The sequence below is a fragment of the Roseivirga seohaensis genome, from assembly GCF_001592945.1.
In the GTDB taxonomy this organism is placed as follows: domain Bacteria; phylum Bacteroidota; class Bacteroidia; order Cytophagales; family Cyclobacteriaceae; genus Roseivirga; species Roseivirga seohaensis.
Window position 1 is genome coordinate 1 of sequence record NZ_LRPB01000006.1, and the last position, 23,752, is coordinate 23,752.

General features: G+C 38.5%; 22 protein-coding genes and 1 tRNA gene. 10 read left to right on the forward strand and 13 right to left on the reverse strand.

The window, feature by feature from the left end:
* Positions 1-151: 151 nt before the first annotated feature.
* The 3 genes from AWW67_RS03730 to AWW67_RS03740 all read left to right on the forward strand — a co-directional run bounded on the left by AWW67_RS03730 (position 152) and on the right by AWW67_RS03740 (position 4,587).
* Positions 152-1,456, forward strand: a complete 1,305-nt coding sequence (locus tag AWW67_RS03730) for a sensor histidine kinase (RefSeq protein ID WP_260311302.1) — start codon at positions 152-154, stop codon at positions 1,454-1,456.
* A gap of 161 nt (positions 1,457-1,617) precedes the next feature.
* Entirely contained in the window at positions 1,618-3,261 is a 1,644-nt protein-coding gene (locus AWW67_RS03735; protein WP_062300363.1) for a DUF748 domain-containing protein, read from the forward strand.
* Positions 3,262-3,345: 84 nt separating this feature from the next.
* A complete protein-coding gene (locus AWW67_RS03740; protein WP_062300365.1) occupies positions 3,346-4,587 on the forward strand; it encodes a cation:proton antiporter in 1,242 nt (413 codons plus the stop codon).
* Between the two features lie 49 nt (positions 4,588-4,636).
* Here AWW67_RS03740 and AWW67_RS03745 read toward each other — a convergent pair whose 3' ends face one another.
* The 4 genes from AWW67_RS03745 to AWW67_RS03760 form a co-directional block, all read right to left on the reverse strand.
* Positions 4,637-5,419: a hypothetical protein gene (locus AWW67_RS03745; protein ID WP_062300366.1), complete on the reverse strand. Its 783-nt coding sequence runs from the start codon at positions 5,417-5,419 to the stop codon at positions 4,637-4,639.
* A 4-nt stretch (positions 5,420-5,423) separates the two neighbouring features.
* A complete protein-coding gene (locus AWW67_RS03750; protein ID WP_062300368.1) occupies positions 5,424-6,080 on the reverse strand; it encodes a L,D-transpeptidase in 657 nt (218 codons plus the stop codon).
* Entirely contained in the window at positions 6,080-7,174 is a 1,095-nt protein-coding gene (locus tag AWW67_RS03755; protein ID WP_062300370.1) for a L,D-transpeptidase family protein, read from the reverse strand. Before AWW67_RS03755 ends, AWW67_RS03750 begins: the two co-directional genes overlap by 1 nt.
* 75 nt (positions 7,175-7,249) lie before the next feature.
* On the reverse strand, positions 7,250-7,855 hold the full coding sequence (locus tag AWW67_RS03760) for a hypothetical protein (protein WP_062300372.1): 606 nt from the start codon (positions 7,853-7,855) through the stop codon (positions 7,250-7,252).
* Between the two features lie 333 nt (positions 7,856-8,188).
* On the opposite strand from AWW67_RS03760, the gene AWW67_RS03765 reads away from it, so the two are divergent.
* Positions 8,189-8,521 (forward strand): PadR family transcriptional regulator, encoded by a 333-nt coding sequence (locus AWW67_RS03765; RefSeq protein WP_062300374.1) that lies wholly within the window; start codon positions 8,189-8,191, stop codon positions 8,519-8,521.
* A 3-nt stretch (positions 8,522-8,524) separates the two neighbouring features.
* Positions 8,525-11,128 carry an FtsX-like permease family protein gene (locus tag AWW67_RS03770; RefSeq protein WP_062300375.1) on the forward strand — a complete coding sequence of 868 codons (2,604 nt, stop codon included), beginning with the start codon at positions 8,525-8,527 and terminating at the stop codon, positions 11,126-11,128.
* A gap of 125 nt (positions 11,129-11,253) precedes the next feature.
* On the opposite strand, the gene AWW67_RS03775 is transcribed toward AWW67_RS03770, so the two are convergent.
* Positions 11,254-11,328, reverse strand: a tRNA-Val gene (locus tag AWW67_RS03775).
* A 264-nt stretch (positions 11,329-11,592) separates the two neighbouring features.
* Between AWW67_RS03775 and AWW67_RS03780 the strand changes: the two genes are divergently transcribed.
* Positions 11,593-11,958 (forward strand): response regulator transcription factor, encoded by a 366-nt coding sequence (locus AWW67_RS03780; RefSeq protein WP_062300376.1) that lies wholly within the window; start codon positions 11,593-11,595, stop codon positions 11,956-11,958.
* Positions 11,959-12,034: 76 nt separating this feature from the next.
* Here AWW67_RS03780 and tsf read toward each other — a convergent pair whose 3' ends face one another.
* From tsf to rplM, 4 genes are all read right to left on the reverse strand, one after another.
* Positions 12,035-12,865 (reverse strand): translation elongation factor Ts, encoded by an 831-nt coding sequence (gene tsf / locus AWW67_RS03785; protein ID WP_062300377.1) that lies wholly within the window; start codon positions 12,863-12,865, stop codon positions 12,035-12,037.
* A 150-nt stretch (positions 12,866-13,015) separates the two neighbouring features.
* A complete protein-coding gene (gene rpsB, locus AWW67_RS03790) occupies positions 13,016-13,792 on the reverse strand; it encodes a 30S ribosomal protein S2 (RefSeq protein WP_053222754.1) in 777 nt (258 codons plus the stop codon).
* A 25-nt stretch (positions 13,793-13,817) separates the two neighbouring features.
* Positions 13,818-14,204, reverse strand: coding sequence for a 30S ribosomal protein S9 (gene rpsI / locus AWW67_RS03795; RefSeq protein WP_062300378.1), 387 nt, complete (start codon positions 14,202-14,204; stop codon positions 13,818-13,820).
* 3 nt (positions 14,205-14,207) lie between these two features.
* Positions 14,208-14,660 (reverse strand): 50S ribosomal protein L13, encoded by a 453-nt coding sequence (gene rplM, locus AWW67_RS03800; protein WP_053222756.1) that lies wholly within the window; start codon positions 14,658-14,660, stop codon positions 14,208-14,210.
* Between the two features lie 315 nt (positions 14,661-14,975).
* Here rplM and dnaX point away from each other — a divergent pair, with 315 nt between their 5' ends.
* Both dnaX and AWW67_RS19295 read left to right on the forward strand, forming a co-directional pair.
* Positions 14,976-16,088, forward strand: a complete 1,113-nt coding sequence (dnaX, locus tag AWW67_RS03805; protein WP_053222757.1) for a DNA polymerase III subunit gamma/tau — start codon at positions 14,976-14,978, stop codon at positions 16,086-16,088.
* 194 nt (positions 16,089-16,282) lie between these two features.
* A complete protein-coding gene (locus tag AWW67_RS19295; protein ID WP_511474432.1) occupies positions 16,283-16,738 on the forward strand; it encodes a DUF8439 domain-containing protein in 456 nt (151 codons plus the stop codon).
* Here the strand turns inward: AWW67_RS19295 and AWW67_RS03815 are convergent, their stop codons facing one another.
* The 4 genes from AWW67_RS03815 to AWW67_RS03830 are packed head-to-tail and all read right to left on the reverse strand — an operon-like array spanning position 16,739 to position 21,531.
* Positions 16,739-17,689: a DUF3078 domain-containing protein gene (locus AWW67_RS03815; RefSeq protein WP_062300379.1), complete on the reverse strand. Its 951-nt coding sequence runs from the start codon at positions 17,687-17,689 to the stop codon at positions 16,739-16,741.
* 43 nt (positions 17,690-17,732) lie between these two features.
* Positions 17,733-19,652: a LysM peptidoglycan-binding domain-containing protein gene (locus AWW67_RS03820; protein ID WP_141655373.1), complete on the reverse strand. Its 1,920-nt coding sequence runs from the start codon at positions 19,650-19,652 to the stop codon at positions 17,733-17,735.
* Positions 19,653-19,654: 2 nt separating this feature from the next.
* On the reverse strand, positions 19,655-20,296 hold the full coding sequence (locus AWW67_RS03825) for an O-methyltransferase (RefSeq protein ID WP_062300381.1): 642 nt from the start codon (positions 20,294-20,296) through the stop codon (positions 19,655-19,657).
* The gene (locus tag AWW67_RS03830) at positions 20,296-21,531 is read right to left on the reverse strand and encodes a M16 family metallopeptidase (RefSeq protein WP_062300382.1); all 1,236 of its coding nucleotides are present in this window, start codon (positions 21,529-21,531) and stop codon (positions 20,296-20,298) included. Before AWW67_RS03830 ends, AWW67_RS03825 begins: the two co-directional genes overlap by 1 nt.
* 143 nt (positions 21,532-21,674) lie before the next feature.
* Between AWW67_RS03830 and AWW67_RS03835 the strand changes: the two genes are divergently transcribed.
* Both AWW67_RS03835 and AWW67_RS03840 read left to right on the forward strand, forming a co-directional pair.
* Positions 21,675-22,676 (forward strand): glycosyltransferase family 9 protein, encoded by a 1,002-nt coding sequence (locus tag AWW67_RS03835; protein WP_062300383.1) that lies wholly within the window; start codon positions 21,675-21,677, stop codon positions 22,674-22,676.
* A 113-nt stretch (positions 22,677-22,789) separates the two neighbouring features.
* Positions 22,790-23,620, forward strand: coding sequence for an SDR family NAD(P)-dependent oxidoreductase (locus AWW67_RS03840; protein ID WP_062300384.1), 831 nt, complete (start codon positions 22,790-22,792; stop codon positions 23,618-23,620).
* Positions 23,621-23,752 lie beyond the last annotated feature (132 nt).

Genomic DNA, 23,752 nt, shown 5'->3' on the forward strand with positions numbered 1-23,752 from the left:
GTTATCAGTTATCAGAAAACGGGAATCAGCAATCAGTAAATAAAAAAACAATGACCAATTCACTCTTAACTAATAACCAATATACTCTTAACTAAAAAAGATGGTTTCAAAGCGATTCAGCCTTCTTGTTATAGTTCGGATTACGTTACTGATGCTAACGCTAACGGGTTTGGCTTTTATTTTCGCCAAAACTGAATTGTTCTTCAACCAAATCATTCTGCTTTCTATCGTAATTATTCAGGTGGCTGAGTTGATACGCTTCATCACCTTCACCAATAGAGAATTGGCAAAACTTCTATTGGCCATTCGCTATTCTGATTTTTCAATTTCATTTAAAGGAAAAAAACACGGCAAATCTTTTCAGGAATTACAGGATGCTTTTGTGGAAATTATTGAGGCCTTTAAAAAGGTTTCGGTTGAAAAGGAAGCACAATTCAGGTTTCTAAAAGTGATTGTCGACAATGTAAACGTGGGAATAATTACCATAAAAGAGGAACATCAAATTGAGCTGATGAACAAAACTGCTCAAAACCTTTTGGGGGTTGGTGTTCCCAATTACTGGAAACAACTGCAACAGCTTTCCCCCCAATTTTCTCGTGAATTCTCCGAAATGGATGATAATGAAAGAAAGTTAGTTGAACTGAATGTGAAAGGCGATAAACTTCAAATTTCGGCCCATGTCACTCGATTGAAAATTCTAAATTTCAGATATTCCATTATCACTTTCCAGAACATTAAGTCGGAGATTGAACAAAAAGAAATTGAGGCTTGGCATAAGCTTATCCGTATTCTCACGCACGAAATAATGAATTCCGTCACTCCGATTACTTCGCTTACGGAAACCATGCAAATGATGCTGCACAAAGGCGAAAACTTAGAAAAATCAATTGATGAAATTTCTGAAGGAGATTTGGCCGATATTCGCTTTTCCCTAGAAACCATTCAGAGGCGAAGTGAGGGTTTACTCCATTTTGTGGACGACTACCGCAAACTCACCCGCGTGAAAAACTTAGATAAAGAACGTGTTGACGCGACAGAATTACTTGAAAACATGGCGCAGCTCATGAAGCCAGAGCTTCAGAAGGAGAATATCACAATGGAGCTCCACCTCAAAAGTACCTTCGAACTTTCCATTGATAGAAAATTAATTGAACAGGTACTGATTAACCTGATCACCAATGCAAAGCATGCTTTGAAGGATACTGAAAACCCTCTAATCACTTTAAAAACTTATTTGCGAGAATCAGAAAAAGTAATTGAAGTGACCGATAACGGAATGGGAATTGACGAAAGCAAGATTGATCAAATTTTCATCCCTTTCTTTTCTACCAAAGAACAGGGCTCAGGAATTGGCCTGAGCCTTTCTAAACAAATCATGAAAAAGCATAAAGGCGACCTCACCGTCAAATCAGAATCAGGCCAAGGCGCCAGTTTCTTTTTAGTGTTTAAGTATTGAGTTTAACAGTTGAGCAAGCTAGGCTTTGGTTCAGCCCCTTCTCATCCTACAAACACTAAAGTTAAGTCATGCTGTAAGCATCTGTTTCAGAATAGAAAGAAACTCATCCCCCTCACCAAAACATTCTGGAACGCTTTGTGTAATTTAAAAGGGTATCTACTATGGAAAAACCATCAAAAACTTGGCTTAGAATATTTAAGATTACGGGAATCACTGTATTGACAGTGGTTTTCCTACTGTCAATCTTCGTTTCATTCTTCTTAAAAGGCATCATAAACAACCGTTTAAAAAAGGAAATCAATGATACATTTGGGGATTTTTATACCCTATCGTTTGAAAACAGCTACACCTCTTTATCGTGGAATGGCTTTAATATAGAGTTTGAGAAAGTAGAATTTGAAACGGATACAGCGAACAAATTCATGATGATGAGATACCCTGCTGTTTTCTTCAAAACCAACTCATTTAAGATAGACAACATCAATATAAGTAACCTATTCTTCGACTCTGTGATTGACCTAAAAAAAGTAGCTATTGACAAACCTGAGCTACTTTTCTTTATACCGGAAAAAGAAAATTTGACAGAAAACAATAGTGAAGAGTCTGGAGAGAACACAATTAAAAACATTCAAGTAGCAAACTTCGAACTCAGCGATGGAAATGCCTCCTTCGTTTTCAATAGAAATTTAGCCGACACACTCTATGCTGGAAAGAATGTTAACCTAAAAATGGAGGACTTAATGATTGATCTTAACTCTACTGAAAACATCGTTAAAACATCAAAAGTTGAACAGGTAGCTTTTTCCTTAAATGAGATTTTATTGAGCCCAAAAGACTCTGACTACGACTACAGAATTGGCGGCATCAATTTTAACTACCGTGACGAATTACTTCAGTGTTTCGGTGTAGAAATAACTGCAAAAAGGGATCCTTATAAAATGACCTTAGAGAGTCCGTTTCGAAAAACCATTTTCAATATATCCTTAGACACCCTCAATTATCAGTCGGGAAATTTCAAGGAATTGAAAGACCTTTCTTCCATTAAAGGTAGTGCCTTGCATTTGGTTAACCTGAACTTGGACCTTGTGAGAAACAAGAGTATTCCATTGGATGAAACGCAGTACAAGGAATTATTTCATAAGTCATTATTAAACCTTTCCATACCGGTTGAAATAGACAGTGTGTATTTGAAGAACGGCAGTATTGATTATAAAATACACAGTGATAAGGAACTACAACCAGGGAATTTAATGCTTACCCAATTGAATGCCACAATCGTGAACCTATACACAGAAAAGAGTAAAAGAGATGTAGTCACAGCTAGTTTTAAAGGTGTATTCATGGAGGATGCCCCATTTACCTTTCAGGCGAAGCTACCTTTAAACGACCCTAATAACCATACTTACAATGGACATATAGGAGCAATGAAACTCACTAGCCTTAATCCCCTAATTGCCAACCTTACAAGAGTAAAGTTAGCAGAGGGCCGAATCAATAAACTTGATTTTGAAGGGACAGGTAACCAATTAAAAAACTGGGGAATCATGCGATCAGATTTTGAGGGGTTAAAATTAAAAGTTACAGACAGTCAAAATAATGAACGTTGGTTACAGTCTGGTTTAGGTAATCTTATTGCAAGAAAAAATAATAGAGGAAGCAGTGATAATTCAACAGACTCAGTTGAATACGTGTTTGAACGACCACCCTACAAAGACCACCTTACTCTGTACGCAGGTGGTTTAATAGAAGGTTTCGCTTTAAGTATTCTTCCTAAGTCGGTTTATAATCTCGTAATGTCACAATAATCGTTTCGATAATTCCACTTCTTTATCACACAATTCGATTAAAGGTTTTATTTTGCCATTGTAGACAAAACATACATCAAGTCAATGAGCATATTTACCGTTATTACCATTCTCACAGTTCTTTCGGCTGCTTTTGCCTTTATCAATACAAAATTTCTAAAACTGCCCTTCACCATTGGCTTAATGATTATTGCCATTTGTTTTACATTGGTGATTACCATTGCTGGCAATTTCAACCCATTCATTTTAGAAGAAGCCAATTTAATTATTGACTCCATAGATTTTGAAACCGCTTTGCTGGATATTATGCTAAGCTTTTTGCTTTTCGCGGGAGCACTGCACACCAAAATTGATGGACTAAAGAAGCAAAGAATGCCAATTGCATTATTTGCCACAATGGGTGTGTTGGTTTCAACTTTCATTGTCGGTACGCTCATGTATTACATTGTGCAGGCATTAGGGCATCAAATCGACTATATCTATTGCCTACTTTTTGGTGCACTTATCTCCCCTACCGACCCTATTGCAGTTTTAGGAATTCTGAAAGACGCCAATGCGCCAAAGAAATTAGAGACTAAAATTGTTGGCGAATCACTGTTTAATGATGGGGTTGGCGTGGTCATTTTTTTGGTAATATTTAAAATTGCACAACAAGGAGTAGGCGCTATTGAAGCCAGTGAAGTAGGCTTGCTCTTCTTTGAAGAAGTAGTGGGCGGAATTGCCCTCGGCTTGTTAGCTGGTTGGTTGGTTTTTCAATTAATGAGAGTGATTGACCATTACGAAACCGAAGTAATGATTACTCTGGCCCTTGTGATGGGACTTTCTTCATTGGCGCATTTAATTCACGTTTCAGGGCCTTTGGCGGTAGTAGTAGCTGGTATTTTTATAGGGAATAAGTCGCCTAAAATTGCTTGGTCAGAAACTACTCAAAACTATGTAGATAAGTTTTGGGAACTGCTCGATGTTTTGCTCAACGCAATCCTATTTGTACTAATTGGCTTAGAATTATTGATCATTACCATCAATGGTGAATACATTACCTTCGGCTTAATCGCTATTCCTGTTACATTAATTGCTAGGTATTTGGCATTGGCGGGTCCGGTAATGTTATTTAAAAAGAAACTAGATTTTATTCCAAAAACCAACCTAATTATGACTTGGGGCGGAATTCGTGGCGGGATTTCAATTGCTTTGGCACTTTCATTGGAACCCAACATGGAACGCGAGCTTTTTCTTACGGTTACCTATATCATTGTGGTCTTCTCTATTATTGGTCAAGGTTTAACCTTAGGACCATTGGTAAGAAGAGTATTGAAGAAAGGGTGAACTTGTCGACCTGAGTTACCTTAGCGCATGAAATAATAATTGCTAGTTTCTACTCATAATAAACCACCACTTTAGGCTGTTCTGGTAAAGCTCTATAAATGGCTGTCAATGCTTTATCATTGGCTTCTAAAATTACCGTAGGTTGATATTCATAGGGTTGAAATTTAACCATCGCAGCGAAAAAGGACTTCGCTCTTTCCGTTCTTCTACCCCGCCAAAAGCTACGATTGGCCTTTTTATCTACTGAAGTCAGGTTCTCATTTTGCGTAATAAGAAAATGAATTCCGTTGTCGGTAATTAACTTGATGAAAACAGGTTGGTGCACCAAAGTGTCGGGCGAAGTAACAGAAGCCGTTAGTTCTTCTGGGGTTTTAGGTGCTACTTTTTCTATAATAGGCTCCTTTACAATACTAGCTTCTGACGCGGCTACAGACAGCGGTTTCGAAAAGGTTTGTACATACATACTCTGAGGTAATTTTCTGAGCACTGGGTCTAGCTTCATTCGGGTCATTTTCACATTGTAAATCAATACGCCATTGATAAACAAGCCCAGGCTGCTGTCGGGCACATTAACGATTAAATGAATAGAATCCTTTTTAGGAAGACTTAACAAGGCATTTCTAAAAGCAATCAAGCGTTGAATTGAGTCCAATTTGGCGTCATCATAAACCGCTATTGTTTCTTGAGTTTGTTTCCACTCTGCCAGTTTATGTACTGGAGCCATGGCGTATTTTACCAGGCCAAAAATTATGACGATTAGCATCATCACTAAAGCGATGTATAACAAAATTGGCTTCCTACCTTTGTTCAGGCTTCTTTCTTGCGCTTCCATTCAATTAGAAAATAAAAACCTTTGAGCCGATGGGCAGCGACTTATACACCAACTCTAAGTTGGCGTCATCCAAACGAATACAGCCATGCGTTACCGGCAATCCCAAAAATCGCTGATACAATGTGCCATGAATTAAGTAACCATCTCCAATGCTCAACGAATAGTCGCCCAAAACTCCATATTCAAAACGGGACGAATGATTTGGAGAAGGAACAGGTAAACCCTCTTCAACAAAAGCCCAATCGGGTTTTTTCCATACTGGGTCCTTGGTCTTATTCAGTATTTTAAATTCACCCTTTGGCGTTTTAAACATCCATTGCTTTTTATTATCGTTGCCTTTTAAGAGAATATAACTTCCTGTTGAGCAGATATCGCTCTTGATCAGGTTCGTTCCCTTGTACAAGTAGAATTCATTAACCGTACTGTTCACTACTAAATAGTTGTTTCTAGGGATATTGGCCGATAGCTCTTTATCTAAAACTGCTAATTGATTCTGCATGTCGGTCAGCAAAGTGACTTCGGTTTCCTTATCTACTTTTGTCACATTCTCTTGGGTGGAAATACTTACCATGATGGTCTGTATTTTGGCCAATACTAAAAACAGAAGCACAGGTGTACTCTCTAGTATTATCCATTTTCTTAGGTTCCTTTTCTTTTCCATTATTTTGTCGGAAGCGGTTTGAGCGATCCCACTATAATTACTTGTGTGTTTTCAGAGGCCAAAGCAAAAAGTTTGTCCATATCGTTATTGTTCAGCGCAACACAGCCATCGGTCCAGTCCAATCCTTTTCCACCATCGCCATGAATTTCGATTAAGTTGCCAATGGAAGCATTTTTAGGAATAATGCCTTTGGCTTTGTTCTCTTTAAAGCGCTTCTGATCATCAGCGTTCGGGTAGTTTAGCAGTAAAGCTTTGTAATATTTGGTCTGCCCATTCCCTTTTTTCTTCACCACTTTATATACGCCTTCAGGTGTAGTTTTATCTCCAGAAAGCATCTTATCGCCCATCCAGTTTGCGCCAAGCTCCATATTGAAAGTATGTGTCAGCTTGCCCTTTGCGTATACATAGCAAAGCCTCTCCATTTTGTCGATAATGAAAACGGTTTCATTACTCTTTTTTGACCTTTCAATTCCAGCGGCCGCCCACTGTTTCCATAGCGGATAATCTTTGAAAAAATCTATCATAGTAGTTTCAGCATGACTAATAAGTTGTGTCAAATTAGCTTCTAGTGTGCTGAGGTTTTCTTTAAGGTATCCTGCATTTTCCTTTTCATACGCAGCAGATACTTCATGATAAAGCAAGCGAGTTTGCGCCAGCTGTTTCACCGAAACTTCGTTCAGTGGAATATTTTTATACTTTAGATCGAAGCGTTCAAACTGATCATCAATTAAATCGAGTCGTTTGCTGTAATTCGACCATACTTTTTTACTCATATTTTGAGCTGTACTTTTGGCTAGAATTGCCGTTTCAGATGCTTTAGAAGCAAGTTGTTTTGTGGATGAAAAGTCCTTCATAAAGAAAATACGATCATTTTCATTGGCCCAAGCCACCATGGCAGAATCGTAAAGAGACATTGCCTTTTTATATAAATCTGGGGAATATTCAGACGCCTGATTTTTCTCCGCTTCCGATAGCCTTTCTCGTGCCTCAATCAATTCAGACAAAGGAGGCTGAGGAAAAATAAAAGAAGGAAATAGTAATACTATGAGAGTTAGTACGGTAAGCAGCGCAATGGCCAGCCATTTAAATTTCATATCTATTCTGAAAATGAAAATCCCCTTCAGGCTTTGGTACCTTCAGGGGATTTTGCCTTTATCGTTTTACTAAAATTATTTTCTTCTTGGAGCAGCCTTGTATTTGCTGATCACCTCAGTTAGTTCAGTATTGATTGAGCTCGCTTTTTCTTTAGCAACTTTCACTTTTTCTAATGACGGTTTCAACTCACCATTCTGAAACATTGTGTTTGACTCAGTAATAGAAGCTTCAACAACGTCTAATTCAGTTTTAATAGCCTCTAAAGCAGTTGTTCCTTCTTTGCCTTTAGGCGCTTCAGTAATCAACTGTCTACCTTGAGCCACCAAAGTTTGAACCTCTTCCATTGAAGCTAAAATTTCAGCTTTCACAGCTTCTTTAGTGGCTTCAGTGTTAGCAGAAACTTCGTTCGCCATAGCAGTTACTTGAGTCAGTTTCTCAACTGTTTTAGTGTACTTTTTGAAAAACTTAGATTTTTGCTCTTCCAAGCTAGCCATAGCTACCGCCATAGAGTCATTCAAAGCATTGTATTGTTCGGTTACATACACCTCTGCACCAGCAGCTTTAGCATTTTCGATAGCAGCAGTAGCAGCATCAATTTCAGTTTGAGGCACATCTGCACAAGAAGTCACAGCCACCATACCAATGATTAACGCACCGATTAATTTGTTTGTAATTTTCATAATTGTTTATTCTCTCTTTTTAATTGTTGATTGTTGCCCGAAGGCATACATGGTTTTAGTTTTGATCATGAGACGCAACATTTTCAAAAAGTAACATGACCGTTGAAAAAATATTTTTAGAGAAGACAGAAAGAGTGAGATTGCTCAAATTTTAAAAAAACGCGCAATAAAAACAGAGCTGACTCAAGGTAATATCCACTCTAAGTACGATGAGTTTAAACACTTCTCTCCCATATTACTTAAGAATCAAACCTTATATTCCTTACATTTATATATTTAATTAGCACAGGGAATTTATTTTCCTTACATTCATATAAATAATATCTTATAACCATGAAAGGTACTTTTTTAGGCGAATTTGAAGAAGTGGTATTATTAGCCACCTGTGTGCTAAACGAAAATGCTTATGCAAATTTGGTGAAAGACGAAGTAGAAAAACACACAGAGCGCAACATCAACCTAAGCGCTATTCACTCTTCATTATATAGGCTGGAAAAAAAAGGGTTTCTATCGTCCGAGCTGGGCGAAGCAAGTCAAAAAAGAGGCGGAAAACGCAAACGTATATTCAAACCTACTCCTTATGGGCTTCAGGCTGTACAGCAAATCAAAGAAATACGGGAGTCGCTTTGGAACAATATGCCTCAAACGCTTTTTCAAAATTCTTGAGCCATGCAGCAGCCACCAAAACTACCATTGAAAATCCTCCGGTTCTTTTGTGCCGAACACAGGCTAGAAGAAATTGAAGGTGACTTATTTGAGGAATTCCAAGACCAGATTCAAACGTATGGCTATAACAAGGCCAAGAGACTTTACTACTGGACTGTCATCCGTTCATTTCGAAGTTACCTTTTTGATTACCAAAGCAATTCTACTCACCCTTTAAGCTTTATTACCATGATTCGACATTATTTAAAAACAGCATTTAGGGGTATGGTCAGACATAAATCATTTTCCATCATTAACATTGTTGGGCTTTGTATTGGTCTTTCTAGTGGTCTAATTCTGGGTTTATTTGTTGTAGATGAGTTAAAAAAAGATTTCGACCTAAAGGACAAAGAACTCATCTACCGAGTAGAAAGTTTCTCTGAAACCAGAGCCAGTGAAGGCTTTAATGGTAGGGTTCACTCTGGTTTGGGGCCAGCACTGGTCGAACTCATCCCGCAAGTGACCAATCAGGTCCGAATGAACAAACTACCCATAGACGTAATTATCGATGATGGAAAAAAGCGCAACTTCTATGAGGAAGAACGTATTAGTACTGACTCAACATTTTTCGATTTCTTTCCACAAGTTTTCATTGAGGGGGTACAGAAAGGGGCTTTGAAACAGCTTACAGATATTATCATTACTGAAAGGACTGCCCTTAAGTTATTTGGAACGACATCTGCCATTGGGAATGAAATCGTAACTACCAGCAATTACGACAATAAGTTTATAGTTACTGCAGTGGTAAAAGACCCTCCCCCACATTCAAGTATTCAATTTAGTTTTCTTAATTACAAAGATGGAAGTAGAGACAATATTCGAAACCCATTATCCACGCTATCTACTACTTATATCAAATTAGCCCCTAATGAAAAGGCAGAATCCGTAGCGAGAATCATCAATACAACCATAATTCCGCTGGTTCAAGGGGACTGGATGAAGACTACCACTTTTCGGCTTTCTTCATTTCAGCAAGCTAAATATGACAGAAAGGTAACCGATAACATTATCAAACCTTCGGACAAGCAGATGTACATCATTTTTACCATTGTAGCCGTCTTTATTCTTGCCTTGGCCATCATTAATTATACTAATCTTTCTGCAGCTAGAGCATTACAGAGAGGGCAAGAGGCGGGTATACGAAAAATAATCGGAGCAGGAAAGCTGAGTTTCATTTATCAATTTGTAGCTGAGTCATTCCTCTTCTGTTTTTCATCCCTTCTTCTTTCACTACTCGTTACAGCATTATGTACCCCTTATTTCGAACAAACCATTGCCCACCAATTGATCTTCAACTATTGGTCAGATCCATGGTTTTGGGTTTCCATTTTAGCCACAACACTCCTAATAGCTATAGTTGCGGGGCTTTATCCAGCGTTTTTGGTTTCACGTTTCAAATTTACCGAGTTTATCAAGGGCAACATTGCCAACTCAACCAAGGGCGCTAGTCTAAGAAAAGGTCTAGTTGTTTTTCAATTTGTTATAGCCATTGCTATGATTGTTTGTGCGACCGTAGTACGCAATCAAGTCAACTTTATGACCAATCAAAAATTAAGCTATGAACCTGACCAAATCTTGGTCATTGATCGTGCGTTCACTTCCAAATTCAACCTTTTCAAAACAGAACTAAAAGCATTACCAGAAGTCATTAATACCTCCATTACCACAAGCCCACCAGGAGGGAATGACTACAGAGTGAGTAGTGCAGACTCCCACCTCGGGGAGATTATTTACCAACACAATGTGGATGATAACTATGCTCAAATGCTTGGTTTAGAGTTTCTAAGTGGAGAAAATTTCAACCTAGAAAAACCTTCCGAAAATGAAGGGCAAGTAATCATCAATGAAAGTTTGGCGAAACTCATCGAAACAACTAACCCTCTCAACTTGGAAGACCCCTTGAAGGGCTCATATTTATTTACCATTGAGAATGTAAAAATCAAGGGTGTAGTAAAAGACCTCCATCTTCAATCGCTTCATGAAACCATAAAACCTATGTTGTTTGCTTACGAGTCTTTTAATGGTTTAAATGGAGGTTACGCTTTAATAAAACTGAAAACTGATAATATTCAACAAACCATCGATGACATTGAAAAAGTCTGGGAAAAACATATTCCAGACAACCCCTTTGGGTATCAATTTTTAGATACTCGATTCAACAACCTCTACTCCTCGGAAATTAGACTAGGGAAAATTTTTGGAGTATTCACCACCATCGCTATCCTTATTTCGTGCTTAGGGCTTTATGGCTTAGTTACATTTATAGTACAATCCAAAACCAAAGAAGTTGGCGTAAGAAAAGTACTTGGCGCGAGCGCTCTCCAAATAATTCACCTTTTCAACAAGCAAATATATAGGCTGATAGTTTTTGCTAGTTTAGTTGCCGTGCCTCTCGCCTACTTTGTGATGAACAAATGGCTTAACAACTTTGCTTACCATGTTGAAGTGTCTTTTCTCGCAACAATATCTATTGTGATTGGCACTTTTTTACTCGCATCACTCACAGTATTTATCAGGTCTATTAAAGCAGCAACCTCAAACCCAGTAGATGCTTTACGGAGTGAATAAGGACTTGCTAGACTTTAAAAACAGAAAACCAGTCACTCTTTCGAATGACTGGTTTTTTTTAAGTGGGACATACTGCCCCTAAACTTCGGGGCGAACCAGTGACATTTATATTAGTCACATTTAAGTGGGGCATACTGGATTCGAACCAGTGACCTCTGCCCTGTCAAGGCAGCGCTCTAAACCAACTGAGCTAATACCCCAAGAAGCTGCAATATTAATAAAAAGATTCATTTAATAAGAAATTCCAGGCTCTAGGGAAACGAGAATGATTAAGCTTTTGATTTCAGTATACACTTTCAGTTAAGAACTAAATCGTTCAATCCATTTCAAGTAGATGCGTGGTTCTCTTTGTACAAAAATCAGTAAACGTTATCACATTTCATTACAATAAAAAAATACCTAATTGAAGTTTCTAAAACCTAAAGGTTTTAACGCCAAAAGGCTTAAATTCAAGAAGCCAAAATATGAAAAAGATACTACTAGTTGAGGATAACGCTATAATTCTAGACAATGTCAGTGAGATACTGGAATTGGAGGGTTATCAAACGATAACAGCCAAAGATGGCATTGAGGGGCTTTCTCTTGCAAAATCAGAAAAACCAGATCTTATTTTAAGCGATATTGATATGCCATTAATGAATGGCTATGAAATGCTAAATGAAATAAGAAACGATGTAGCAATACAAAAAACCCCCATCATATTCCTTTCGGTTAAAAACCATGGTCAGGAGTTAGTTCATGGACTTCAATTTGGAGCTGATGCATATATATGTAAGCCCTTTGACCTGACAGAATTATTAGAGACTGTCGAGGCACACTTAAACAAATAGACCGTAGAAAGAACACCTATAAAAACAAAAAACCCATCATAGATGGGCTTTCCTAATTCTATATGAGTAATAGGAATTAACCTATAGCAACTCTTTTGAAAGCAGACACAGTTAAACCTTTGTTTACTGAATTTAGGTACTCCTGAACATTCACCTTTGGATCTTTAACAAAAGCTTGGCTCAACAAAGTGTTTTCTTTGAAGAACTTGTTCAATTTACCTTCAGCAATCTTATCGAGCATCGCCTCAGGCTTACCTTCTTGTCTTGCTACATCCTTACCAATCTCAATTTCCTTCTCAATGATCGAAGAATCGACACCATCCTTATCAACAGCAACTGGATTCATAGCTGCGATTTGCATTCCAACGTCTTTACCAGCTTCAGATACATCAGCACTACCAACACCAGTTAAAGCTACTAAAACACCCAATTTACCTGTTGAGTGGATGTATGAAACCACTTGGTCAGCAGAAAGCTTTTCGTAAACTGAAACTTCAAGCTTCTCACCTATTTTACCCAAAAGCTCAGTTACTTTATCTTGAACAGTTAAGTTACCTAAGCTAAGTGCTCTTAAAGCCTCAAGGTCGGCTGGTTTGTTGGCCATTGCAGCATCAGCAATCTCATTTCCTAAAGCTTGGAAATCAGCATTTTTTGCCACAAAGTCAGTCTCACATGTAAAAGCAATAAGGATAGCTTCAGAGCCATCTTCGCTAGATCTTACATATACAGAACCTTCAGAAGTTTCTCTGTCTGCTCTTTTTTCAGATAATTTTTGACCCTTCTTACGAAGAATTTCAATTGCTTTATCGAAATCTCCTTCAGATTCAACTAATGCCTTTTTACAATCCATCATGCCGGCACCGGTCATTTGTCTTAATTGGTTAACCTCTTTTGCTGTGATAGCCATTTGTATATATTTTAAATATTATTCCTAAAATCAGTTAGCACCCTAAAATCTGAGTTATTTAAGCTACTCAAACTTATCGGTTTAAAACAAAAATTGAACACCGAAAAAGCTTCAATGTTCAATTTTTTATATGAGTTAATCTTAATCGATTTAAGCTTCTTCTTTTTTAGTCTCTGCCTTGTCAGCAGCTATTTTCTCTTGCTCTGCTTTCTCTCTATCTCTCTCCTCTTTCTCAGTCTTACGCTCTTGCAATCCTTCTTCAATAGCTCTACCAATAGCCTTAGTGATAGTTTCTACAGACTTGTAGGCATCATCATTACCAGGGATTGGGAAATCTACTTTGTTAGGATCAGAGTTAGTATCAACCAAAGCAAATACAGGGATATTAAGCTTTTTAGCTTCGTTTACTGCAATGTGCTCTCTTTTGATATCAACGATGAATAAGGCAGCAGGAAGTCTAGTAAGATCGGTAATACCGCCCAATACTCTTTCTAGCTTTTCTTTTTCACGAGTCTTCATCAACCTTTCTCTTTTCGCAAGGTTTTTATAAGACTCTTCTTTCATCATTTTATCGATACCCTGAAGTTTCTTCAACGACTTTCTAATCGTTGCGAAGTTGGTCAACATACCACCTAACCATCTTTCGGTTACGTAAGGCATATTCAATCTTGCGGCTTCTTCAGCAACAATCCCTTGGGCTTGTTTCTTAGTAGCTACAAACATTACCTTTCTTCCTGAGCGGACAATGTTCTTAATTGCAGATGATGCTTCTTCGAGGCAATTAAGAGTTTTATTAAGATCGATAATATGGATACCATTCCTCTCCATGAAGATGTATGGCGCCATACGCGGATCCCACTTTCTCGTTAAGTGACCAAAGTGGACACCAGCATCAAGTAAGTCTTTGTACTCTAATTTGTTAGACATATATAAGTTTGTATAATAATTCTTATTAACGCTTGCTGAACTGGAATGCTCTTCTCGCTTTTCTTCTTCCTGGCTTCTTACGTTCAACCATTCTTGGGTCTCTAGTAAGGAAACCTTCCTTCTTCAAAGAAGGTCTGTTTTCAGCATCAATTTCACAAAGCGCTCTAGAAATGGCAAGTCTAATTGCTTCAGCCTGACCTTTTGGTCCGCCACCATTAACGTTTACTTTGAAATCGAAATTCCCATTTTGCTCCACGAGCATCAAAGGCTGCTTTACAATAATCTGAAGAACATCAGAAGGAAAATAACTCTCCAATGATTTTCCGTTGATATTGAATTCACCTTTTCCAGACTCCATGTACAATCTTGCAACAGAGGTCTTTCTTCTTCCAATTTTGTTAACTATTTCCATTAACTAGCTTATTGATAATTTAACTTCCTGTGGCTTTTGAGCCTCATGTAAATGCTCAGCACCTTCATAAACATATAGGTTGTTGAAAAGGGCTCTTCCCAATCTTGTTTTTGGCAACATGCCGCGAACTGCTCTTTCCACTAACAATCTAGATGACTTGGCCTTTAGTTGTCTTGGAGTTGTTTCTCTTTGACCACCTGGGTAACCAGTATATCGCAGATACACTCTGTCATCCCATTTTTTACCTGTCAACTTTACATTGTCGGCATTGATTACAATCACGTTATCACCGCAATCTACATTTGGGGTATAACCAGGTTTGTGTTTTCCCCTGATCATTTTTGCAACTTCACTTGATAATCTACCTAGCGACATTTGGCTCGCATCCACGATTACCCAATTCTTCTCTACAGTAGCTTTATTAGCCGAAACCGTCTTATAACTTAGTGTATCCACTTCGGTATATTTAATTGACTTTTAATACTTTACCTCTTCCTTAGCTTGAAAAGGGACACAAAGATAGAAGTTTGCTTTTTTAATTCCAACGTTGCCCTGTAAATAAATTAGCAGTTTTTAATTCCTTAGCTCATCTCTTCCCAATATTTGCTCATGAATTAGGCACTGGGATTAACTATTGAAACATTTTCTGTTGAAAGAAAAAAAGAGACTTAACTACCTCTTATTTATCCGGGCGCAAATTTAATGGAAAAGTCGAGAAATCTTTGAAGTCATTTTTTGAAACATCTTAACGAAGATTTATATCTTGCAGCGATGGAAAATTTTGTTGTCTCCGCACGTAAGTATAGACCTGTTGGCTTTGAAGAAGTAGTTGGCCAAGGGCACATTACCACTACACTTAAAAATGCGATCGATAATAATCAGTTAGCGCAAGCTTTGCTTTTTTGCGGACCAAGAGGGGTTGGTAAAACTACTTGTGCTCGAATTGTTGCCCGAATGATCAATGACCAAAACATTGACAACCCTTTAGAAGGCAACGACACCTTTAATATATATGAGCTTGATGCGGCTTCGAACAACTCGGTAGATGACATTAGAAATCTAATCGATCAGGTACGCTACCCTCCGCAACAAGGAAAATTCAAGGTATATATTATAGATGAGGTTCACATGCTTTCTAATCAAGCATTCAATGCTTTTTTGAAAACCTTGGAAGAGCCACCATCATACGCCATTTTCATTTTGGCGACTACTGAAAAACATAAGGTAATCCCTACGATTCTTTCTCGTTGTCAGATTTTCGATTTTAATAGAATTGAAGTCAGTGATATTTCTACCCAGCTAAAAATGATTGCTGATAAAGAGGGAATTGACACGGAAGACGAGGCTTTGCATCTGATTGCTCAAAAGGCAGATGGTGCTATGCGCGATGCTCTTTCTCTTTTCGACCTGATTGTCACTTTCTCGCACGGGCAGAAAGTAACCTATCAAAATACAATTTCAAACCTGCACATTCTGGATTACGATTATTACTTCAGAATGACAGACTACTTATTTAAAGAAGACACTTCTAATGTATTACTGACTTTTGATGAGATTCTGAAAAATGGGTTTGATGGCCATCATTTTATTGTGGGGCTCGCTAGCCATTTAAGAGATTTGATGGTGTGTAAAGACAATGCCACCATTCAGCTACTTCAGGTTTCTGACAATATTAAGCAGCGCTATAAAGCACAAGCTGATGCTACACCGCTTTCATTCTTACTCACGGCACTCAACATTGCAAACCAATGCGACTTGAGTTATAAAGGAAGCAAAAATCAGAGGCTTCATGTTGAACTGGCTCTGGTTAAAATGGCGCACTTAACATCTGCTATTCGTTTGGCACACGTCACTCCAGAAGACGCTTCAAAAAAAAAATCCTAACTGAAGAGGTTGCTGATAAAAAAGGTGAGTATGCTCCAAAACAAGTAGACAGCGTATCGACTCCTGTTGTTAAAACACCACAAGCCGAACCTATTAAAAAGGATGTTCGAGCAGAAACACCTGCTGCTCAAACAAATTCGGAGCAACCTCCTGTAGCTCCCGCTCCAAAAAGGGCGCCTTCAAAAACGATTAGTATTCCTTCTCTTTCCGATTTAAAAAATCAACTTAATAAAAAAGAAGAACCAACAGCAGGTGAAACTCCTACAGAACCAGTTTCGAACCGAAATAAGAGCTTTACTCTTGATGATTTAGATAAAGTTTGGAATGCTTTTAAAGCTAAAAGAGAGGCAGAAGATAACAAGTTAGAGTTATTACTTTTGCAAGAACCCTATGAACTGGAAGGCAACATTGTTACCATTAAAATATCCAACGGAGCTTCAGAGGCTAGTTTTGAAAAATTTAGAGGTGACCTTTTAATGACTTTGAGAGATGGCCTTGAAAACGACAGCATTCTTCTCAAATCAGAAATTGTTGATGTGGCAAGAGAAAAAATGCTATATACTGATAAAGAGAAGTTTGAACATCTTAAAAAGAAGTACCCTGCTTTAAAAGATTTACAAGAACGACTGGGTTTAGATCCGGAGTTTTAGCTAGAAACCTAGCGTAACTCCTACGTTGATTACATTCTTTATTTGAATATCGCGCCCTTTGGTGCCATCATTTCTAGTGAGCGTAATGTCGTCATCGTAAATCAACTGAGAACTAATATTGGTAGAAAGATAATTATTCACCTTTAGCCTAAACGAAGCCTCGAGGTTTACTACTGTATTGGGGAATTTTTCATAATTAGAAAACAGATTGAAATTCCCTAAAAAAGAAACATTTTCGACTACATCTTTTTTATAAGTACCTGTTAAACTAATACCTGCTTCTGGTCTAATTTGATCTCCTGGGTTAATCCCAAATGCTCCTGCGTTAGACAAAGAATCATTCAATACGAAGGTAAAACGACCAGTAAAAGGAGCCAAAGTAGCGGTTACAGTTTTTTCATCTCTATATGAAAGTCCCAAAGAGGCCTGTAAATAACCTGGCGCCATAAAGTTAGATATCAACGTCCGCTCAATCTGATCTGTACCTGCTACTTTTTTATTCTTATATCCTTCGTCCATCTGGGTCTGGAAGTTTATCGAAGTAGTCAAAAGCACCTTTTCGGTAAATTTCTGACTGTATTTAGAATTTATAATAATTTGGTCATCGGTTTTAACAAAGCGATTTCTCGCATCTCCATTTCTAATTAAACCATAACTAACTTTAAATCGGTTTTGCCAAACTGCCCCCTCTTTCTCGTAATTAGCAAAGGTCTCGAACTTAGTACCAATCGCAATTGAAGACTCACCACCAGCAGCCCAGTTGGTTAAGGCTACTTGTTGTAAGTTAAAATTGAAGGTTCCTCCACTTTTCCAGTAATTGATGGTATCAGCTGGTGGTGGTTCAGAGTCAGGAGGCAACAAAAACTCAATCTCGTCTTGCCCATTAACAATCGAAATTGAGGTAAGTAAAATAAATATAACTAGTAGGTAACGATTCATTCTTCTCTTCATCTCCAAAATCCGCCCAAAACTATTCAATGATTTTAAGTAGTCCTCAGTTGTCTTGTAGAATTTTCAGACGCTCACCCAAATCAAGGTTATTGTCTGTTTTATTATTCCATTTAAGAATATTCTCAATGGTTACTCCATATTTTCTTGATATCCCCCAGAGCGTCTCTCCTTTTTCAACCTCATGATAAATTTCCCTAACCGTTGCTGTTGGTTTTAAATCCGTCTTTTTCAAAAAATAAGCTTTAGGTACTACAAGTCTAAGCTCTTGGTTTATCTGAAGTCCATCCATTACGTTGAGTCCATTCCAGTCGATGATGTCATCCAATTCAATGCCATACTTTTGAGAAATAGCAAAAAAGGATTCCTTTGGTTGAACTACATGCGTAATTATAGTATCAGATGAAGTAGCAATTAGGGCCTTCTTTGTAATCGCCATTTCAATTTCCTCCACCGTTTCTTCCTCTTCTACTTTCACTTTTTTCTCAGGAATAATTTGAGTCTGCTTTTTAATCGGTTGCTCTGGCGGAGTCACCTCTTTGATCATTTTATCTTCAGGGGTAGGATCGTCTTTAGGAAGAATCACATCTGTATACTCTATTGGGATATTGGCAGGACGAATAAATCTCAGCCAAAGTACTCTGCCCACTTTAAGCTGTTCGGCCTCTCTCATTCTGTTTTTCTGAAGAAGTTTTTTATATTTTATCCCGTAATCTTGAGAAATACTCCAAAGGGTTTCGCCTGGCTGTACAATATGGTAATGCACTTTACCCCTATTTTTCTTATTCTTAACGTAATAATAAGCTCCGCTTTTCAGCCTGCTGTTATCGCCTAGATCGTTGTATTTTCTTATTTTCGATTCACTCTTTCCTACCCTACTTGCCAGTGTTTTTACATTATCGTTTGATCGTGCACGAATAGCATCAATTCCGTTCATTTCGATTTGATCGGGTTCATATGCGCTTGCTATATTTCCTGTTATACGAGGAAAAATACCGATATTTCCTTCAACTGGTCGAACACCAGAATATGTACTTCGATTACTATTACTCTCTTTAGTGGGTTGTTTTGTTACACCTGCTTGGGAAGATTGAGTGGTCTTTTTCACCTCTTCACGTTTAGGTTCTTCTGTATTTTGGGCTATGGGGCGGCTACCTGACTTAACAGGATAAATTACTTTGTACGATTTCTCATCTGGAATTCTTGAACCCACCAACCATTTGTTCAGATTTTTTAATTCTTCTAAATCAACATTTACTTCTCTACTTACATCGCGCAAAGTTTTACCTCGCCCTTCATAAGTAGCCAATTGTAATTCAGGGTTCTTTCTTCCTCGTCCTACATAATCTTGAAAAGCCAGTTTATGGGCAATGTATTTTTTTAAATACCAATGTGTTTTACCATCAATTTCAACCTTTTTTGCTCCGTAATCTTTCTCGGGAATACTTCTTTGTGCCCCGCCCAAGCCTTGTAAATACGACTGCATTGTCCACAGCCAGTTGTCGAAAACGAAATTACTTCTTTTGAAATACTTGGTAGCACCTACAGTTGATGCAATAATATGCTTGCGTTCATCCACTACCCCATCTACCCTAAGCCCGAGTTCTTGTGCCGAAGCTTTTTTGAACTGCCAAAAACCTACCGCATTTGAAGTAGACACAGCATCGGATATAAACTGACCTTCTTGAATGGCCAAATACTTGAAGTCGTCAGGAATTCCTTCTTTTTTCAGAACTTCTTCCACCATTCCCATATAGAGGTTAGAGCGATCTACCAATAACTGAAAGTGATATTGACTTCGCGTAAGCAAATCGAGTGTTTCCTCAATTTCCTTTTTTGCGCTGTTGGTAATTTTGAGTTTAACGCCTGCAAACTCCATTTCAGAAGGGACAACCATTGGGGCTTGCGCGAATATGCTCAACGAAGCCATCAAAAAGATGATGATTGACGCTATGTATTTTACCACGTTTATTTTTTCCTTAAAACCATTAACCCATCTCTGATCGGCAAAAGTACATTTTCAACACGATCATCTTCATGGGTCAAACGGTTAAAATCTAAGATTGCTTGCGTATCCTTGTCGATTTTCTTTTCCGTTTGAACAACTTTTCCACTCCAAAGCACATTGTCAGCAATTATAAAGCCTCCGGAGCGAACTTTTTCAAACACTAATTTAAAGTAATTGTAGTAATTAGCTTTATCGGCATCAATAAAAACTAGGTCGAACGGCCCTTCAATTTCAGGAATCAGTTCAATAGCATTCCCTATTCTAAAATCTATGGTATTTGTATAACCCGCTTTTTCGAAATAGCCGCGCACCATTTCTTCCAACTCTTCATTTTTATCGAGCGTAATTAGCTTTCCTCCCTCTGCCAAGCCTTCAGCCATACAAAGCGCAGAATAGCCAGTATAGGTGCCGATTTCTAAAATTCGAGATGGCTTGATCATATGGCTGATCATCGACAAAGCCCTGCCTTGTAAGTGCCCCGAAAGCATACGTGGCATCATCACTTTGGCGTGGGTTTCGCGGTTCAAATCCATCAAAAGCTCTGATTCGGGATCGGTGTGAGCTTCAACGTATTTCTGAATATCTTCGGGAATAAACTCCATTAGTTCTCTGGTAAAAAGGTTAAATGGCTCAATTGATTTTCATTTAGCTGCTCATTGGCTACTTCAATAAGATCAGATGAAGACACCGCTCTAATTTTTTCGAAGATTGACTCTAGGCTGTCAATTCGGTTTTTATCCAAAATACTTTTGCCCATCATCAGCATTAAGCCTGTATTATTTTCTTCGCTCATGGCCAATTGACCAAGTATTTGCTCTTTGGCCATATGCAGTTGCATCGTACCTAAAGGGACTTCTCTTAATTTCTGTAATTCTTTTAATACCAACTTTCGTCCCCTTTCCACTTGGCCTGTTTCTGTACCGAAGAAAATGGAAAAGAGACCTGTATCTGAAAAAGGATGATAACTGGCATCTATACTGTATACAAAGCCGTATTTTTCGCGAAGCGCCAAGTTCAACCTAGAATTCATGCCCGGACCGCCCAAAATATTCATCAACATATAAAAAGGAAGTCGTTTGGGGTGACCAATGGGGTAAGCTGTGCAACCAATGGCACATTGGGCTTGAGTAATATTCCTAGTAATGACTTCGGTATTGGGAACATAGTCACCAAAAAGCACACGTTCTCTCTGCCCTATGTGATGTGGTATTGGTTCGAAGTATTTGGTGGCTAGTTTCTGAATTTTCTTTAATGACACATTGCCTACGCAAGAAAAAACGATTCGTTCTGTATTGAGATTGGTTTTCAAGAAAGTCTTGAAATCTTCTCTCTGAAAAGATTTTACGCTATCAGAAGTGCCTAAAATATTTTTACCCAACGGATGATCTCCAAAAACAACACGATCGAATTCATCTTGAATGGCGTCCTCTGGGCTATCGTGGTACAAGGACATTTCTTCTAAAATCACTCCTCGTTCCTTTTCAATTTGTTTTTCAGGAAAAATAGAATCGAAAGTGATGTCTTGTAGCAACTCAAAAGCCGACTCCATGTGCTTATCTAACACAGAAGCATAGAAGCAGATTTTCTCTTTGGTGGTGTAAGCATTCAACTCTCCGCCAACAGCATCGAGCTTATTTAGAATATGGTAGGCCTTTCGTTTTTTGGTGCCTTTAAAAGCCATATGCTCCCAAAAATGGGCAATCCCCAATTGGTCTTTTCGCTCATCGCGGCTACCAATATCCAACACAAATCCGCAGTGGACAATCTTGGTATTGCTCACCTCTTTGTGCACTACACGAATGCCATTGGGTAAAGTAAAAACATTATAATCGACCATCGCAGCATCTCCTTAAAACCACAAAGGTATAAGTTTTAACAGAAAAGAGTACCTTAAGTTTCTGGTGTAGCCCGTAAGCCCCCCAACTCTCCAAGGGTTCAAAATCCTTGGAGAGTTGAAGAAAGCACTATATTTGCCAGCTTATGACCTACGGAAAGATCCTTATCATTCAAACGGCCTTTATTGGTGATGTAATTCTGGCGACTTCGCTGATCGAAAAACTGCACCAATATTATCCAAAAGCCAAAATAGACTTTCTGTTACGCAAGGGCAATGAAGCCCTGTTGAACAATCACCCGAAACTTGGAGAGGTGCTGGTTTGGGATAAAAAAGGAAGGAAATACCGTAACCTCTTTAAGCTCCTTGGCAGAATTAGAAAGGGCAACTACGACTTGGTGGTGAACGTTCAGCGTTTTGCCAATTCAGGGATGCTTACTGCTTTTAGTGGCGCGAAGGAGAAAATCGGCTTCGATAAAAACCCTTTTGCTTGGGCTTTTACTAAAAAGGTAACTCATAAAATTGAAGAAGGAACGCACGAGGTGGAACGCAACAATGAGCTAATCAAAGCCATTACCGATGGCCAACTTCAGCGTCCGGTACTTTATCCATCACCTTCCGACTTTAAAAAAGTAGCCGCTTATAAAACCGAACCTTTTGTCTGCATGGCACCAGCCTCGGTTTGGTTTACCAAACAATTCCCAAAAGAGAAATGGGTGGAATTGATTCAATCACTTGAATTCTCTGGCAATATCTATTTGATTGGAGCGCCTAATGATGAGGCTCTTTGTGATGAAATCATTGCGCAAGGCGGAAACCCAAAGGCGCAGAACCTTTGCGGAAAAATGAATTTACTTCAGTCGGCTGCACTGATTAAAGATGCGGTAATGAACTATGTAAACGACTCCGCCCCCATGCATTTGGCTTCTGCCATGAATGCCAAAACCATAGCTATTTACTGTTCTACTGTTCCTGAATTTGGTTTTGGGCCTTTGGCCGAAAACGCTAGAATTGCTGAAGTTTCAGAAAAGCTAGACTGCCGACCTTGCGGACTGCATGGCTTCAAAGAATGTCCGAAAGGCCATTTTAAATGTGGGAGAGATATTCAAATCGAGAAACTACTTTTTAATAAAAATGAGGAGGGATAAGGTTTCCACCCTAACAATTTAACAGCAGGATTTTAGACTTAAAAAAAGAAAATGGTTATTCTTGCTGACTATTATTCTCGCTAACCCATGCCGTTTGGCAAAGGATTGACCGTATGAAAACTACTGCTTTAATTACCGGAGCTGCCGGTGGTATTGGATTTGAATTTGCCAAAATCGCCTCCCAAGCCAATTATTCATTACTCCTTATTGATGTGAATGAAATATTATTGGCAGAAAAAAAAGCAGAGCTTTCTATCATGTTCCCTCAAACGGACATTCACCTACTGGTTTGTAATTTGGCAGAGAAGGGCATTGCAGAGAAAATTCATCAATACATTATTGAACAGAAACTGCTTATTGAAATCCTTTTCAACAATGCCGGCTTTGGTAATTTTGGGCACTTTCTGGAAACCGACTGGGCAAAGGATGAAGCCATGCTCAACGTACACATGGTAACGACCACTCACCTTACCAAGCTGCTGCTTCCTGGCATGATACAGAGAAAAAAAGGCTACATTTTAAATAATGCTTCCGTAGCTGCCTTTGTACCAGGTCCACTGATGTCTACTTACCATGCTTCAAAAGCATATTTACTTTCATTCACTCAAGCATTGGCCAATGAGCTGAGAGGAACTGGCGTTTCCGCCACGGTATTATGTCCTGGCATGACAAAAACGGGTTTTGCCAAAGCCAACGGTAATGATGACCCGAACATTAAATTCAACATTGCTTCTGCCGAAGACGTAGCGCTCTTTGCGTTTTCATGCATGATTAAAGGTCAGCCTGTGGCTGTTCCTGGCGTATGGAATAAATTAAGTGCTTTTTTACCTAGACTTCTGAGCCGAAATAGAGTGACTAACATGGTTGGGAATATTCAGCGAAAGAATCATGCTAAACGGTCTGACAGCAAACAATTGGCTCCAGAGTTAAAGCTGAAGATTTAATGTACACAAAGCCTCTTACCTCATTAACTAACTCATTTATTAGATTTTAGATTTTTTGTTCAATTATTTTATATCGTTCTTTGAACAAAATCGGTGAACCCAATGTTGGCATCCCGAAACAAAAAAGTAGTA